At 60.1% G+C, this 15,780-nt stretch carries 12 protein-coding genes; 11 read left to right on the top strand and 1 reads right to left on the bottom strand.

The features are described from left to right. Nucleotides 1-146 precede the first annotated feature (146 nt). From ccoG to QO005_RS00870, 6 genes are all read left to right on the top strand, one after another. Nucleotides 147-1,742 carry a cytochrome c oxidase accessory protein CcoG gene (gene ccoG, locus QO005_RS00895; RefSeq protein ID WP_307156091.1) on the top strand — a complete coding sequence of 532 codons (1,596 nt, stop codon included), beginning with the start codon at nt 147-149 and terminating at the stop codon, nt 1,740-1,742. Beyond that, the gene (locus QO005_RS00890) at nt 1,739-2,230 is read left to right on the top strand and encodes a FixH family protein (RefSeq protein ID WP_307156090.1); all 492 of its coding nucleotides are present in this window, start codon (nt 1,739-1,741) and stop codon (nt 2,228-2,230) included. The genes ccoG and QO005_RS00890 overlap by 4 nt, the downstream gene beginning before the upstream one ends. Next, on the top strand, nt 2,230-4,515 hold the full coding sequence (locus tag QO005_RS00885; RefSeq protein WP_307156089.1) for a cation-translocating P-type ATPase: 2,286 nt from the start codon (nt 2,230-2,232) through the stop codon (nt 4,513-4,515). Before QO005_RS00890 ends, QO005_RS00885 begins: the two co-directional genes overlap by 1 nt. Further along, nucleotides 4,512-4,667 (top strand): cbb3-type cytochrome oxidase assembly protein CcoS, encoded by a 156-nt coding sequence (gene ccoS, locus QO005_RS00880; protein ID WP_307156088.1) that lies wholly within the window; start codon nt 4,512-4,514, stop codon nt 4,665-4,667. Before QO005_RS00885 ends, ccoS begins: the two co-directional genes overlap by 4 nt. 125 nt (nt 4,668-4,792) lie before the next feature. Further along, the gene (gnd, locus tag QO005_RS00875) at nt 4,793-6,250 is read left to right on the top strand and encodes an NADP-dependent phosphogluconate dehydrogenase (RefSeq protein ID WP_307156087.1); all 1,458 of its coding nucleotides are present in this window, start codon (nt 4,793-4,795) and stop codon (nt 6,248-6,250) included. A 306-nt stretch (nt 6,251-6,556) separates the two neighbouring features. Further along, entirely contained in the window at nt 6,557-7,408 is an 852-nt protein-coding gene (locus tag QO005_RS00870) for an MBL fold metallo-hydrolase (RefSeq protein ID WP_307156086.1), read from the top strand. A 9-nt stretch (nt 7,409-7,417) separates the two neighbouring features. Here QO005_RS00870 and QO005_RS00865 read toward each other — a convergent pair whose 3' ends face one another. Continuing rightward, nucleotides 7,418-8,434: a LacI family transcriptional regulator gene (locus QO005_RS00865; protein ID WP_307156085.1), complete on the bottom strand. Its 1,017-nt coding sequence runs from the start codon at nt 8,432-8,434 to the stop codon at nt 7,418-7,420. Between the two features lie 501 nt (nt 8,435-8,935). Between QO005_RS00865 and QO005_RS00860 the strand changes: the two genes are divergently transcribed. The 5 genes from QO005_RS00860 (at nt 8,936) to QO005_RS00840 (ending at nt 15,682) form a co-directional block, all read left to right on the top strand. Then, nucleotides 8,936-10,171: an ABC transporter substrate-binding protein gene (locus tag QO005_RS00860; RefSeq protein ID WP_307156084.1), complete on the top strand. Its 1,236-nt coding sequence runs from the start codon at nt 8,936-8,938 to the stop codon at nt 10,169-10,171. 108 nt (nt 10,172-10,279) lie between these two features. Continuing rightward, nucleotides 10,280-11,182 carry a carbohydrate ABC transporter permease gene (locus QO005_RS00855; RefSeq protein WP_307156083.1) on the top strand — a complete coding sequence of 301 codons (903 nt, stop codon included), beginning with the start codon at nt 10,280-10,282 and terminating at the stop codon, nt 11,180-11,182. Further along, a complete protein-coding gene (locus QO005_RS00850) occupies nt 11,175-12,119 on the top strand; it encodes a carbohydrate ABC transporter permease (protein ID WP_307156082.1) in 945 nt (314 codons plus the stop codon). Before QO005_RS00855 ends, QO005_RS00850 begins: the two co-directional genes overlap by 8 nt. Nucleotides 12,120-12,122: 3 nt before the next feature. After that, nucleotides 12,123-13,214: an ABC transporter ATP-binding protein gene (locus QO005_RS00845; RefSeq protein ID WP_307156081.1), complete on the top strand. Its 1,092-nt coding sequence runs from the start codon at nt 12,123-12,125 to the stop codon at nt 13,212-13,214. 23 nt (nt 13,215-13,237) lie between these two features. Then, on the top strand, nt 13,238-15,682 hold the full coding sequence (locus tag QO005_RS00840) for a beta-mannosidase (protein ID WP_307156080.1): 2,445 nt from the start codon (nt 13,238-13,240) through the stop codon (nt 15,680-15,682). Nucleotides 15,683-15,780: the final 98 nt, after the last annotated feature.

Below are 15,780 nucleotides of genomic sequence, written 5' to 3'. Positions count from 1 at the left end.
ACTTTTGATGGTAGGTTTTGCTTTCCTGGGGTCTCCGGCTTTTTCCGGGGGCAATCTTGCGGCGCTTCGCCGCTGCTTGATTTAAGTCAAGGTGTCTTTGTCCTGTCCGGGAGAAAAGGGAGCCTGAAGCATGAGGTCAGGCCCCGATGAAGAACCAAAACCCTAGCGATCCAGCTGATCTGCCCGTGATCGAGCGGGCGGATGTGCAGCCCGTAAACTCTGCAAAGGTCAGAAAGCCTCTTTATGAGGCACGCAAGAAGATCTTTCCCAAGCGTGCCAGCGGTCAGTTTCGCCAGTTCAAATGGCTGGTCATGGCCGTCACGCTCGGGATTTATTACCTCACGCCCTGGATCCGCTGGGATCGCGGTGCTTATGCGCCGGATCAGGCGGTGCTGATCGATCTGGCGCATCGCCGCTTCTATTTCTTCTTCATCGAGATCTGGCCGCAGGAATTCTTCTTTGTCGCGGGCCTTCTGGTCATGGCGGGGTTCGGGCTGTTTCTCATCACCTCTGCGGTGGGCCGGGCGTGGTGTGGTTACACCTGTCCGCAAACCGTGTGGACCGATCTCTTCCTGGTGGTGGAGCGCTTCATCGAGGGCGACCGCAATGCCCGCATCAAGCTCGACACCGCGCCCTGGAGCTTCGACAAGCTGCGCAAGCGGGTGGTCAAGCACGCCGTCTGGCTGGTGATTGGCGTGCTGACGGGCGGGGCCTGGATCTTCTATTTTGCCGATGCCCCGAGCCTTCTGAAGGAGGTGGTGACGGGCGAGGCCGCGCCCGTGGCCTATATGACCATCGCCATCCTCACCGCCACCACCTATCTGTTCGGCGGACTGATGCGCGAACAGGTCTGCATCTACATGTGCCCCTGGCCGCGCATTCAGGGCGCGATGCTGGATGAGAATTCGCTGGTTGTGACCTATAACGACTGGCGCGGCGAGCCGCGCTCGCGCCATGCCAAGAAGGCAGCGGCGGCGGGGCAGGCGGTGGGGGATTGCGTCGATTGCAATGCCTGCGTCGTCGTCTGTCCCATGGGCATCGATATTCGCGACGGTCAGCAGCTCGAATGCATCACCTGCGCGCTGTGCATCGATGCCTGCGATGGTGTGATGGACAAGCTGGGCAAGCCGCGCGGTCTGATCGCCTATGCGACCCTTGCCGAATACCAGAGCAACATGGCGCTCGCGACCGATAATGGTGCTGGACCGATTGATCCGCAGCGCGTGCGCAAGGCCGATGGCGGTTTCGTGGATCAGGTGCGCCATTTCGACTGGCGGGTGATTTTCCGGCCCCGGTCGCTGCTTTACCTCGGCGTCTGGTCGGCGGTGGGCATTGCCATGCTGGTGGCGCTGCTGACCCGCGAGCGGCTGGAAATAAACGTTCTGCACGACCGCAATCCGCAATATGTGCTGGAATCCAGCGGTTCGATCCGCAACGGCTATACGCTGCGCCTGCTCAACATGATCCCCGCGCCGCGCGACATCACCGTCACCCTCGATGGCCTGCCGCAGGCGGTGATGAAGGTGAATGGCATGCAGGAAGAACCGGGGCGCGCCTTCATCGTCTCCGTCGAGCCGGATGAGGCGACCACCCTCAAGGTTTACGTCACGCTGCCCGGTGAAGCCGTGGTGGAGCGGGCCGAAAGCTTCCGCTTTATCGCCAGGGATCCGCAATCGGGCGAGCAGGCAATCTACAAGGCCACGTTCAATGGTCCGGAGCAGGGCCGTGGAGGCAGGAAATGAGCGCGAATACCGAAAAACCCTTCGTCTTCACCGGCTGGCACATGCTGGCCACCATCTGCAGCTTCTTCGGTGTGATCATCGCCGTGAACTTCACCATGGCCTATTACGCCACCCATAGTTGGAGCGGCATCGTGGTGGAAAACACCTATGTCGCCAGCCAGCAGTTCAACGATACCACGGCCCGCATCCGCGCCATTCTCGATAGCGGCGTCGAGGGCCGGATGAGCGTGAATAAGGGGCTGATCGTCTATGATCTGGATATTCCGGGCAAGGGGCCGGTGATCGCCGATAAGGTAACGGCGAATTTCAAGCGGCCCGTCGGCACTGCGCAGGATTTCAGCATCGAGCTACAGGCGGAAGGGCCGGGGCATTTCGTGGCCCGGCATGAAATGGGTTCCGGTCACTGGATCTATGAAATCATCGCGCTTCGCGATGGCCAGATGGTCATGCATGAAGCCAACCGCATGGCGGTTCTGGAGGAAAAATAATGAGCTGCTGCGCGCCCGGCACCGAAAGCGCCCTTGAAATGGCGCGCTCGTCACTGCCTTCTGTCGAGGAGATCCGCCTGTCCAGCCGCGCGCTGGGCAATGGGCTCAGCCAGATCGATTTCAGCGTTCCGGGGGTCTATTGCGGCACCTGCATCACCAGTCTGGAGGCGGCGCTGAAGGCGGTGCCCGCCGTGGAGCGGGCGCGCGTCAACCTCTCCACCCGCCGGGTCTCGGTGGTCTGGCGGGAGAAGGAGGGGTTCGACCCGCAAGATCTCGCCCGGGCCATCGTGAATACCGGCTATGGTTGCCATCTTTTCAGTCCCGACGAGGAGCATTCCGATGCGCTGCTGAAGCAACTGATCCGTGCCGTTGCGGTTTCGGGTTTTGCGGCAACGAACATCATGTTGCTTTCCGTCTCCGTCTGGTCCGGCGCGGATGCCAGCACGCGCGATCTCTTTCACTGGATTTCCGCGCTGATCGCCGCACCGGCGCTCATCTATGCCGGCCGCTTCTTCTATCAATCCGCCTGGAGCGTGCTGCGTCACGGGCGCACCAACATGGATGTGCCGATCGCCATCGGCATTACCATGTCCTACGGCTCCTCGCTGTGGGAGACGATCCATCACGGCGAGCATGCCTATTTCGATGCCACGGCCTCGCTGCTCTTCTTCCTGCTCATCGGCCGGGCGCTGGACCATATGATGCGCGACCGGGCGCGGTCTGCTATCAGCGGTCTTGCCCGGCTCAATCCGCGCGGCGCAACCGTCATCCTGCCGGATGGCAGCCGCGAATACCGGCTGGTGGATGATCTGAAGGTGGGCGACCGGATTGCCCTTGCCGCCGGTGAACGGGTGCCGGTGGATGGCGTGGTTCTGTTCGGCGCGAGCGATCTGGATCGCTCCATCGTCAATGGGGAGAGCACGCCGCATCCGGTCAAGGCGGGTGATGCCGTGCAGGGCGGCACGCTGAACCTGACCGGGGCGCTGACGCTGGAAGCACGGGCTGAGGCGCGCAATTCCTTTCTGGCGGAAGTGGTGCGGCTGATGGAGGCTGCCGAAGGGGGAAGGGCGCGCTATCGGCGCATTGCCGACCGTGCCGCGCAGTTCTATTCCCCCGCCGTGCATCTTCTTGCCATTACCGCCTTCTTCTCCTGGGGGCTTTATGATGGTGACTGGAAACATGCCATGCTGGTGGCGATTGCCGTGTTGATCATCACCTGCCCCTGTGCGCTGGGGCTGGCGGTGCCGGTGGTGCAGGTGGTGGCGGCGGGCCGCCTCTTCCGCAACGGCATCATGGTCAAGGACGGATCGGCCATGGAGCGGCTGGCGGAGATCGATTCCATCGCCTTCGACAAGACCGGCACGCTCACCCTTGGCCGTCCGCGTCTGGTGGAGACCCAGGGCGCAACGGAGAAGACCCGCGCCATTGCAGCCGGTCTTGCCGCCGCGTCACGCCACCCGCTGTCGCTGGCGCTTTATGAAGCCATTGGCGGTGGGCGCAGTTTTGAGGAGGTGCGGGAAATTCCCGGCGCGGGTGTCGAGGCTGTGAGTTCCGAAGGTGTGTTCCGGCTCGGCAGCCGCAGCTTTGCCTGTAACGGCGATGTGGTGGAGCTCAAGAATGCGGCTTTGTCAGAGGTGGTTCTGTCATTGAACGGGCGTTTCATGGCTGCCTTCCGTTTTGAAGACAGTCTTCGTCCCGGTGCCGAACAGGCGGTGGCGTCTTTGAAAGCCAAGGGGCTGCGGCTTGCCGTGCTTTCCGGTGACAGGGCCGCTGTGGTGCGGGCTCTGGCCGAGCGGCTGGGGCTCGCCCGGGCGGAGGCCGAACTGTCTCCCGCTGACAAGGCGCGTTTCTGTGCGGAGGCGACCGGCGCCGGATGCAAGCTGCTGATGGTGGGCGACGGTATCAACGATGCCCCCGCTCTGGCTGCGGCACATGTGTCCATGGCCCCCGCCACGGCGGCGGATGTGGGGCGGCAGGCGGCGGATTTCGTGTTCATGCATGACGGCCTGGAGGCGGTGCCCTTCGCCATCGACATGTCGCGTCGGGCCGGACGGCTGATCCGCGAAAACTTCGTGCTCGCCATCGGCTATAATGTCATTGCCGTGCCGATTGCCCTGCTGGGCTATGCCACTCCGCTGATTGCCGCCGTCGCCATGTCCACTTCCTCGATGATCGTGGTGGCCAATGCGCTGAGGCTGAACGCTTTCGGTCTTGCGGAACGCAGGAAAAATGCCGCCACCGCCGCGCCCCTCCAACCCCAGCGCCAGCCGAGGCTTGCCGCATGAACATGCTGATCTACCTCATTCCCATTGCGCTTTTCATGGGTGGACTCGGGCTTTTCGCCTTTCTCTGGTCGCTGAAAAGCGGCCAGTATGATGACCTGGAAGGCGCGGCCTGGCGGGTGATCACCGATGATGATGAGCACCCTTCTGCCTGATTATCGGGCAGTTCAAACGTTTTTATAGGCAGTTCAAGGGGGGAAGCCTTGAAAAATTTGTCTGCCTGCCAATTGTTGTTGCACTTGCCCACTCCACCGAGGAGTGCCAAAACAGGCATCCTTCCTTGGTAAAAAAATATTGGAGCATGAATATGCAACAAGCGGAAATCGGACTGATCGGTCTCGGCGTCATGGGGTCCAACCTGGCGCTCAACATTGCCGAGAAAGGCAACCGCATTGCGGTTTTCAATCGCACGCCGGCGCGCACCAAGGAATTTCTCGGCGAAGCGGGCGATCTTGCCGCCAACATCATTGGCTGCGAAACCATCAAGGAGTTCGTGGCTGCCATTCGCCCGCCGCGCCCGATCATCATCATGATCAAGGCCGGTGATGCCGTGGACCAGCAGATGGAGCAGTTGAAGCCCTATCTGGAAGCCAATGACATTCTGATCGACGCTGGCAACACCAATTTCCGCGATACGATCCGCCGTTTCGACCATCTCAAGGGCTCCGGCCTGACCTTCATCGGCATGGGCGTTTCCGGTGGGGAAGAGGGCGCACGTCACGGCCCTTCCATCATGGTGGGCGGCACGGAAGAGAGCTGGAAGCGCGTTGAAAAGGTGCTGACCTCGATTTCCGCCAAATTCAATGGCGACCCCTGCGTGGCCTGGCTCGGCACCGACGGTGCGGGCCATTTCGTCAAGACCATTCATAACGGCATCGAATATGCCGACATGCAGATGATTGCCGAAATCTATGGCATTCTGCGCGACGGTCTCGGCATGAGCGCCCAGGACATTGGCGGTGTGTTCGGCCAGTGGAATACGGGGCGTCTGAACTCCTACCTGATCGAGATTACCGAAAAGGTGTTGAAGGCCAATGATCCGATCACCGGCAATGCCATGGTCGACATGATCGTTGACGCCGCCGGCCAGAAGGGCACCGGCAAGTGGTCCGCCATCGAAGCGCAGAACATGGGCGTTGCGGCAACCGGTATCGAGGCCGCTGTGGCAGGCCGCGTGCTGTCGTCGCAGAAGGCCGAGCGCGAGGCTGCGGAAAAGATTTTCGGCCTGCCCGCCCCGGCGGACAAGCCGCATGACGGCATGGCCTTCCTCGCCGATCTGGAAAATGCGCTGCTGGCTGCCAAGATCGCCGCCTATGCCCAGGGCTTCGCCGTCATGGCCGCTGCTTCCAAGGAAAATGGCTGGTCGCTTCCCATGCCGACCATTGCCCGCATCTGGCGCGCAGGCTGCATTATCCGCTCGCAGTTCCTTGATGAAATCACCTCCGCCTTCACCAAGCAGCCGGATGTGGCCAACCTGATCGTCACCCCGGCCTTCTCGCAGATGGTGAAGGATACGGATGCATCGCTGCGCCGTGTAGTCTCGTACGCCGCTCTTTCCGGTATTCCGGTTCCGGCGCTCTCTTCCGCCCTTGCCTATTTTGATACCTATCGCCGGGCACGCGGCACGGCCAACCTGATCCAGGCCCAGCGCGATTTCTTCGGCGCCCATGGTTTCGACCGTGTGGACGGCAAGGATTATCACCACGGCCCATGGGGCTCGGGTGCGGCCATCTACTAATAGATTTTGTGGTGATGACGGAGAGCCCCGCTGTTTTAGCGGGGCTCAGACTGCGGACAAAAGGGCCGCAACCTCTCCTCGGTCATGGTCGGGCTTGATCCGACCGTTCATAAGTCGTTGAAACCATGGATCCTCGTGTCAAGCCCGAGGGTGGCCGAAGGACAACACAGAGGTTGCAGCATGTCGCGCAAAAGTGTGCAGCGGTTTTGCGATAACGACATGCGTTAAAACAAGAATGTAAAGCACGTTGCATGAGGCTGATAAGCCGCAACGTGCTTTATTCATCAAGCTGAAAAGATGAAGCCGATGTCCGATACCCTCACCATTCTCGGCAGCAAGGGTGGCCCCGCCATCCGTCCAGGCGGCCCTAACCCCACCTCCATGCTGCTCTCCCTTGCAGGGCGGCAGATCGTTATCGATTGCGGCCTTGGCGTCACACGGGGGCTGGTGGAGACCGGGCTGTCGCTCAAGCAATTGGATCTGATCTTCATCACGCACTTGCATTCCGATCATGTTCTGGAGCTTGGGCCTTTGTTGCATACGGCCTGGACGACAGGCCTTGCATCGCCTGTCCACCTCTATGGTCCGGCGGGAACGCGGCAGGTCTGGCAGGGATTTCTCGCCTCGCTCGACTATGACATCCGTACCCGCATCGAGGATGAGGGCAGGCCGGATCTTTCGAGCCTGGTCAAGATCATCGAATATGGCGAAGGGCCAGTCTTTTCGGAAGCTGGGCTCACGGTCATCGCTCTCCGTGTCGATCATCCCCCGGTGACGGAGTGTTTTGCCCTTCGCTTCTCCGATGGGCTGAAAACCGTTGTGCTCTCCGCCGATACGGCCTTCTTTCCGCCGCTGGCGGATTTTGCCGCCGGTGCCGATCTGCTGGTGCATGAAGCCATGCTGCCGGAGGGAGTGGAAAGCATCATTGCCCGCACCGGCAATGGCGCAAGGCTGCGCGAACATCTCCATGCCTCGCATACGCTGGCGGCGGATGCCGGACGCATCGCGGCTGAGGCGGGGGTGCGGACATTGGTGTTGAACCACCTCATTCCGGCGGATGATCCCGCCTTTAGCGAGGAGGATTGGCGCCGCGCCCTTGCGCCGGTGTGGAACGGCCCGCTGGTGATCGCCCGGGACGGTCTTTCCGTCGCGCTTTGAGCGCGGCTCTTATCCCCAGACCGGCTGGCTGATGCTTTGCAGCATATCGGGGCTGATGCCGTCGATACTGGCAATGACAGCCTTGGCGAGTTCGCGGCCCGCATGGCGGAAGTCTTCCGTGGCGGTAATGATGCCGGGGGTGATCCAGGAGAGGATCGGCACAGATTGCTTGGAGACGAGATCGAGATCGCGCCCCGTCATCTTGCCTGCGGCTTCGATCCCGGCATTGACGGCGATGGCCGCACTGCCGGCTGAGGCAATGATCCCGTCCGGCGCATCGGGTGCGCGCATCAGCGCCTCGATGGCATTGCGGATTTGCTCCAGCGGGGCATCGATGTTGATCGTGACCGGCACCTCCGTTGCGCCGCAGGCGCGCAGCCCGGCCACGAAGCCGTCGCGGGTGTGGCGGTAATAGGTGAGCTTTTCCGGCGGCGGCAGCAGGGCGATGCGCTTGCGGCCACGCTTCACCAGTTGCTCCACGGCCTGCCGGGCAAAGGCTTCATTGTCATAATCATGGAACGGGTGGACAAGGCCGGACGCCGTGCGCCCATGGGTGGCGAACGGCATGCCGCGTTCGGTCAAAAGTCGCACGCGCGGATCGTCCGGCTCGGTGCGGGAGATGATCACGCCATCCGCTGATCCGGTTTCCAGGATATATTGAACCGGCAGCATGGGGTCCTTGCTGTGAGAGTGTGGGGTGACAACCACATGGTAAGGCGTGCCTGACAGCACCTCCGAGATCCCGAAGATAATTTGGCTGCTGAAGCCCATGATTTCCTCGTCGATGCTGAGCACCAAGGCGATGACATTGGTCTTGCCGGTTCTGAGGCGCACCCCGGCGCGGTTGGGCTGGTAGCCCACCTGCCGCGCCACCATGCGAACTCGCTCCTTGGTTTCGGCACCGATATCCGGCGCATCCTTGAGTGCGCGGGAAACCGTGGTGATGCCAAGCCCGGTCATGAAGGCGATCGTCTTCAGTGTCGGGCGTTCGCGGGATGGGGCGGTATGCTTCAGATCGTCGTCCATGGGTATTCCGTCGCAAGGCGGTTTTGCTGGAGACTGGATTTCTTGGCCCGTTACGGAAACGCCAAGCGATCCAGATCTGTCTTTTTACGCATTTTCAGATGGGATGCTCCCAATTTTTCTGAAAACTCCTCTTCCGTCTTCTTGTCCAAGGGGACGTTTTGACAGTTGCGGTGTTTTCGCCCGGAAAAAACTGAAACGATACAGTTATTGTGATGCCTGAATTTGACGCGTTTGCCTACAACTTTTGGAGGATTTTCCTCTGAAAAACATATTGCGCCGCCGAAGGCTGTGGCGAAGGTATGGGCAAAAATGACTGATTTTTATGCGGATTTCGGATTGATGCGGTGCAAATTCGCCAGTTTTGAAGGCGAATTTGCTTCTGGTTTCGCCCTTTGTTCTTCCCGAAAAAATCATGACTAAAAAAATGTAAGCCGGTGGTTGCGTGGGCTTTCACTTTGCCGTAGGTTTTTCCGGCAACGTTTCAGTGAGGGAGGAGACTCAATGAATTTCCGGTGCATCGCGGCTGTTCTGGCAGCCAGCGTCGCCGTGCCTTTCGGTGCGGCCAGCGCGACAGATCTGGAAGTGACACACTGGTGGACCTCGGGGGGTGAGGCCGCCGCCGTTAAGGAACTGGCCAAGGCTTTCGATGCCACGGGCAATAAATGGGTGGATGGCGCCATTGCCGGGTCCGGCGGTACTGCCCGTCCCATCATGATCAGCCGGATTACCGGCGGCGATCCGATGGGGGCCACCCAGTTCAACCATGGCCGTCAGGCGCAGGAACTGGTGGAAGCAGGTCTGATGCGTGACCTGACCGATCTTGCCACCAAGGAAAAGTGGAAAGAGGTCATCAAGCCGGCAAGCCTGCTGGATAGCTGCACCATCGATGGCAAGATCTATTGCGCGCCGGTGAATATCCACAGCTGGCAATGGCTCTGGCTGTCCAACGAGGCCTTCAAGAAGGCTGGCGTCGATGTGCCGAAAAACTGGAATGACTTCGTGGCCGCGGCGCCTGCGCTGAAGAAGGCCGGTATCCAGCCGCTGGCGCTCGGCGGGCAGCCCTGGCAGGCCAGTGGTCTCTTCGACACGCTGGCGCTGTCTTTGGGCGGCAAGGACCTTTACATGAAGGTCTACAAGGATAAGGACGCCGATGCAGCAGGCGGCGCCGATATGGCGAAGGTCTTCAAGGCCGCCGCCGACGCCCGTGACATGGCCAAGGGCAGCAATGTTCAGGACTGGAACCAGGCGACCAACCTCGTCATCACCGGCAAGGCTGGCGGACAGATCATGGGTGACTGGGCGCAGGGCGAATTCCAGCTTGCCGGACAGACGGCAGGAAAGGATTACAGCTGCCTTCCCGGCCTCGGCCTCAGCGATTACATCACCACCGGTGGCGATGCCTTCTATTTCCCGCTGTTGAAGGACAAAGAGAAGGCGAAGGCCCAGGAAGTGCTGGCCTCCACCATCGTCAGCCCGAAAGCGCAGGTGGCCTTCAACCTCAAGAAGGGGTCGCTGCCCATTCGCGGTGACGTCGATCTTGCATCCGCCAATGACTGCATGAAGAAGGGCCTTGCCATTGTGGCCAAGGGCAATGCATTGATCAGCACCGACCAGTTGCTCTCTGCCGATACGCAGAAGCAGAAGGAAGATCTGTTCTCGCAATTCTTCGCCAATCCGTCGATGACGGCGGATGCCGCGCAGAAGCGCTTTGCCGAGATCATCAGCAGCGCGGACTGACAGTTTGCTCACCTGAGGAGTGCGCTGCGGCGGGTCCGTTTACATGGGCCTGCCGCACGGTTCCTCATGGCGAAAGGCATGCTGTTGCGATGAGAGAAGGAGGCTCCCATGGCGGCCACGGGCCGGACCGGCAGACCCAACCAGTTATTTCGCAATCTCAATGCAAAGATTGCTTCCATTCCCATGATCCTGATCGCGCTGGTCGTCTTTCTCGGCGGCAGTGTCTGGACGGTGGTTTATTCCTTTACCAATTCCAAGCTCCTGCCGCGGCTGAATTTCGTCGGCCTCGATCAATATGATCGCTTGTGGGCGTCCGCCCGCTGGATCGTCTCGATCCAGAATCTGGCGATCTACGGCATTCTTTCGCTGATTTTCAGCCTGGTCATCGGCTTCGTGCTGGCGGCGCTGATGGATCAGAAGATCCGTTTCGAGAATGTCTTCCGCACGATTTTTCTCTATCCCTTTGCGCTGTCCTTCATCGTCACCGGTCTGGTCTGGCAATGGGTGCTCAATCCGGAATTCGGCATCCAGTCCGTCGTGCGTTCGCTGGGCTTTACGGACTTTACCTTCGATCCGCTCTATAATCCTTCCATCGTCATCTACGGCATCCTGATTGCCGGGCTCTGGCAGGGCACGGGGCTGGTCATGTGCCTGATGCTGGCGGGCCTGCGTGGCATTGATGAAGACATCTGGAAGGCTGCCCGCGTCGATGGCATCCCGATGTGGCGAACCTATCTCTTCATCATCATTCCGATGATGCGCCCGGTGTTCATCACCACGCTGGTCATCATCGCCAGCGGCATCGTCAAGGTTTACGATCTCGTCGTCGCCCAGACCAGCGGCGGCCCCGGCATCGCTTCGGAAGTGCCCGCGAAATATGTCTATGACTACATGTTCCAGGCGCAGAACCTGGGGCAGGGCTTCGCCGCCTCCACCATGATGCTGCTCACCGTCGCCATCATCATCATTCCCTGGGCCTATCTGGAATTTGGAGGGAAGAAGCGTGGCTGATCACTCCGCACTCAATTCGGTCGCCGCCGGCCTCGATCCTGCGAAATCCCGGCTGGGCGAGGGCCCGAGCGGGCGCAAGCCGAAGCCGATCCTGTCCCGGCGTAACATCATTCTCTATGGCCTGTTGTTCGTGGCCGCCGCCTATTACCTGCTGCCGCTTTACGTGATGGTCGTGACCTCGCTGAAGGGCATGCCGGAAATCCGGATGGGCAACATCTTTTCCCCGCCCATGGAAATCACCTTCGAGCCCTGGGTGAAGGCCTGGGCTGAGGCCTGCACGGGCCTCAACTGCGACGGTCTTTCGCGCGGCTTCTGGAATTCGGTGCGCATTCTCGTGCCGTCGGTGCTGGTGTCGATCATCATTGCCTCCGTCAGCGGCTATGCGCTGGCCAACTGGAAGTTCAAGGGCGCGGAACTGTTCTTCTCCATCCTTGTCATCGGCGCCTTCATTCCCTATCAGGTGATGATCTATCCGATCGTCATCCTGCTCCGCGAAATCGGCATTTACGGCACGCTGACGGGTCTGGTGATCGTGCACACCATTTTCGGCATGCCGATCCTGACGCTGTTATTCCGCAATTACTTTGCATCGCTGCCGGAGGAATTGTTCAAGGCGGCACGCATCGACGGCGCAGGCTTCTGGCAGATCTATTTCCGGATCATGCTGCCCATGTCGCTGCCGATCTTCGTGGTGGCCATGATCCTGCAAGTGACCGGCATCTGGAACGACTTCCTGTTCGGCGTCGTCTTCACGCGGCCCGATACCTATCCGATGACGGTGCAGCTCAACAACATCGTCAATTCGGTGCAGGGCGTGAAGGAATATAACGTCAACATGGCCGCCACGATCCTGACCGGCGCCGTTCCCCTCATCGTCTATTTCATTTCCGGGCGTCTTTTCGTCCGCGGCATCGCTGCCGGTGCTGTGAAGGGATAATCCATGAATACCAGTGTATCCATTCGAGACCTTTCGCTGAATTTCGGCGCCGTCACGGTGCTGAAAGACCTGAACCTCGATATCAATGACGGCGAGTTTCTGGTTCTGCTCGGCTCTTCCGGCTGCGGCAAGTCCACTTTGCTCAATTGTATCGCGGGCCTGCTCGATGTGTCGGAAGGGCAGATCTTCATCAAGGGCCGCAATGTCACCTGGGAAGAGCCCAAGGATCGCGGCATCGGCATGGTGTTCCAGTCCTATGCGCTCTATCCGCAGATGACGGTGGAGAAGAACCTGTGCTTTGGCCTTGAAGTGGCCAAGGTGCCGAAGGCCGATATTGAAAAGCGCGTGGCGCGAGCTGCCGAAATTTTGCAGATCGGCCCGCTGCTGAAGCGCAAGCCCGCTGCCCTTTCCGGCGGCCAGCGCCAGCGCGTGGCCATCGGCCGGGCGCTGGTGCGCGATGTCGATGTGTTTCTCTTCGACGAGCCTCTTTCCAACCTCGATGCCAAGCTGCGCTCGGAGCTTCGCGTGGAAATCAAGCGGCTGCATCAGTCGCTGAAAAACACCATGATCTATGTAACGCATGACCAGATCGAGGCGCTGACGCTGGCCGACCGCATCGCCATCATGAAGGGCGGCGTGATCCAGCAGCTTGCCGATCCGATGACGATCTATAACCGCCCGAAAAACCTCTTCGTCGCGGGCTTCATCGGCTCACCGTCGATGAACTTCTTCCGGGGCGACGTGGTTGAGCGTGGCGGCAGGCTGGTCTTTATCGTTGGCGGCCAGGAATTTTCGCTGGATGGCTATACGGCGGAAACACCGCTGGCCCCCGGTCAAAAAGTGGTGCTCGGCGTGCGCCCGGAACATATCGCCGTCGATGGCGATATTGCGCCGGGGCAGGAGGCGCATGAAGCCGTGGTGGATATCGAGGAGCCGATGGGCGCCGACAACCTGTTATGGCTGAAGCTTGCCGGGCAGGTCATTTCCGTCCGCATTGCTGGAACCCGCCGCTATGCGCCGGGCAGCAAGGTTCGCCTTGCCTTCGACATGTCGGTCGCCTCGCTTTTCGATGCGGGGACGGAAGAGCGGATTTGAGACACGAGAAGGAGGCAGCCCCCATGCCCAATGATCTTGATCTTTCCGGCCGCTGGGGCCTTGCCACGACGGGCGGAGACCATTCTTGCGAAATCCCTCTGCCCGGCGATGTGCACTCGGCGCTTCATGCTGCAGGCATTATTCCCGATCCCTATTTCGGGCGCAATGAGGAGGTTGTGCAATGGGTCGCCCATGAAGACTGGGTGCTGACACGAACGTTCAGCCTCGATCATGTCGATGGCGGCTGGTATCTGGATGTCGATAATCTCGATACGGTGGCGGTGGTCTTCATCAACGGCATTCCGGTTCTGTCGGCGGATAATTGCTTCCGCCGCTATCGTCCGGATATTTCCGAGGCGCTTCAGCCCGGTGAAAACACCATCCGCATCGTTATCCATTCATCCATCAAGGCCGGTGCCGAGCGGCAGGCGCGCCAGCCGTTTTATATTCCCTACCACCCCGGTAATTCGCCGATTGCCAATGGCAATATGCTGCGCAAGCCGCAATGCCATTTCGGCTGGGACTGGAATATCGCCATCGCCCCGCTCGGGCTTTATGGCCGCATTGCTATATGCAAACTCGATCCGGCACGCATCGAGCATGTCGAGGTCAGCCAGTTGCACCATGCGGAAGGTCGCGTGGATGTGACCGTGAAGGCGACCCTTTATGCCCGCGAGCCTGCCGTGGTGCCAGTGCATTTCGAGCTGGAAGGCGAGCGGGTACGGCTGGATTGCGGCATCAATGCCGGTGAAACGGTGATCACCCATGTGTTCGAGGTGGATCATCCGCGTCTTTGGTGGCCATCCGGCAGCGGGGAGCAGGCGCTCTACGATCTCAGGGTCTCGGTACCGGGCGCAACCGTTGAAAAGCGCATCGGCCTTCGTACTGTCGAGCTTCTGACCGATGCGGATGAGGTGGGCAGCCGTTTTGCCCTGAAGGTCAACGGACGGGAAATCTTCTGCCGGGGCGCCAACTGGATCCCTGCCGATGCTCTTTATTCGCGCTCTGATGCATCAAAGGTGGAAGATCTGCTGCAATCCGCCAAAGACGCCAATATGAACATGATCCGCGTCTGGGGTGGCGGCTTTTATGAGGCGGACTGGTTCTACGCGCTCTGCGACCGGCTGGGTCTGATGGTCTGGCAGGATTTCATGTTTGCCTGCAATCTCTATCCCTGCTCGGAGGATTTTCTGGAAAATGTCGCTGTGGAGGTCGATTATCAGGTCCGCCGCCTGCAATCGCATCCCTCCATCGCGCTCTGGTGCGGCGATAACGAACTGGTCGGCGCGCTCACCTGGTTCGAGGAAAGCCGCACCAACCGGGACCGCTATCTGGTGGCCTATGACCGGCTGAACCGGGTGATAGAGCAGGGCGTCAAACGGGCCTTTCCGCAGGCCATCTGGTGGCCGTCAAGCCCCGCTTCCGGCTATCTGGATTACGGCGATGCCTGGCATGCCGATGGCTCCGGCGACATGCATTACTGGTCCGTCTGGCACGAGAACAAGAGCTTCGACAATTATCGTTCCGTGCGCCCGCGCTTCTGCTCGGAATTCGGCTTCCAGTCCTATACCTCGCTGCCGGTTATCGAGAGCTTTGCCGAGGCGAAGGATATGAACATCGCCTCGCCGGTGATCGAACTGCACCAGAAGAATGCCGGTGGCAATGAGCGCATTGCCGGCACCATGTTCCGCTATTTCCGCTTTCCCAAGGATTTCGCCAATTTCGTCTATCTCAGCCAGATCCAGCAGGGGCTGGCGATCAAGACGGCGGTGGAATATTGGCGCTCGCTGAAGCCGCACTGCATGGGCACGCTCTATTGGCAGCTCAACGACACATGGCCCGTCGCCTCCTGGTCCAGCCTCGATTATGGCGGCAACTGGAAAGCCATGCATTACATGGTGCGGCGCTTCTTCCAGCCGGTAACGGTGGCGGCCATTCCGAAGGAAGATGGCCGCACGATCGATTTTTCCATGGTCAACGATACCGCCGAGGCGGTGGACATGGAAATCGATATCTTCGCGCTCACCCTGCAAGGCAAGCAGATCTGCCTGAAGGCCGCCAAGGGCCGCTGCCCGCCGGATCGGGCGGAGATCATTGCCAGCATCGCGCTTGCCGATCTGCCGGAGGCAAGCCTGGTCGGCTGGAGTTTCACCGCCGGAAACGGCATGACGGGCGAGGGGCATTATGCTCCGGTGAGCTACAAGACGTTGGACTTGCAGCCCTCGGGTGTCAGCCTGACGAGCCGGATGCTGGAAAATGGTTCGGTGGAACTGACCGTTTCCGCCACCGGTCTCGCGCTCTTCGTGATGATCGAAAGCCGGATACCGGGTCGCTACAGCGACAATGCCTTCGATCTGGCGGCGGATGAAAGCCGCAGAATCATCTTCACGCCGCAATCGCCGCTGGAGGGCGGTGTGGTGCCGCAATTCACCCTTTACGATCTTCAGTCCTGCCAGGCGCTGGGCTGAGTTTGGTTCTTATACGAAGAGTCATTGAAAATGACTCTTCGTATTCCACTTTCGAATATCTCAAGCATTTGACGCAATTGAGATATTCGAAATCCCTT

Origin of the sequence: Allorhizobium paknamense (genome assembly GCF_030815125.1) — a bacterium.
In the GTDB taxonomy this organism is placed as follows: domain Bacteria; phylum Pseudomonadota; class Alphaproteobacteria; order Rhizobiales; family Rhizobiaceae; genus Allorhizobium; species Allorhizobium paknamense.
The sequence above is the reverse complement of the archived record's forward strand: the minus strand, read 5'-3'. Positions and strand labels throughout refer to the sequence as shown.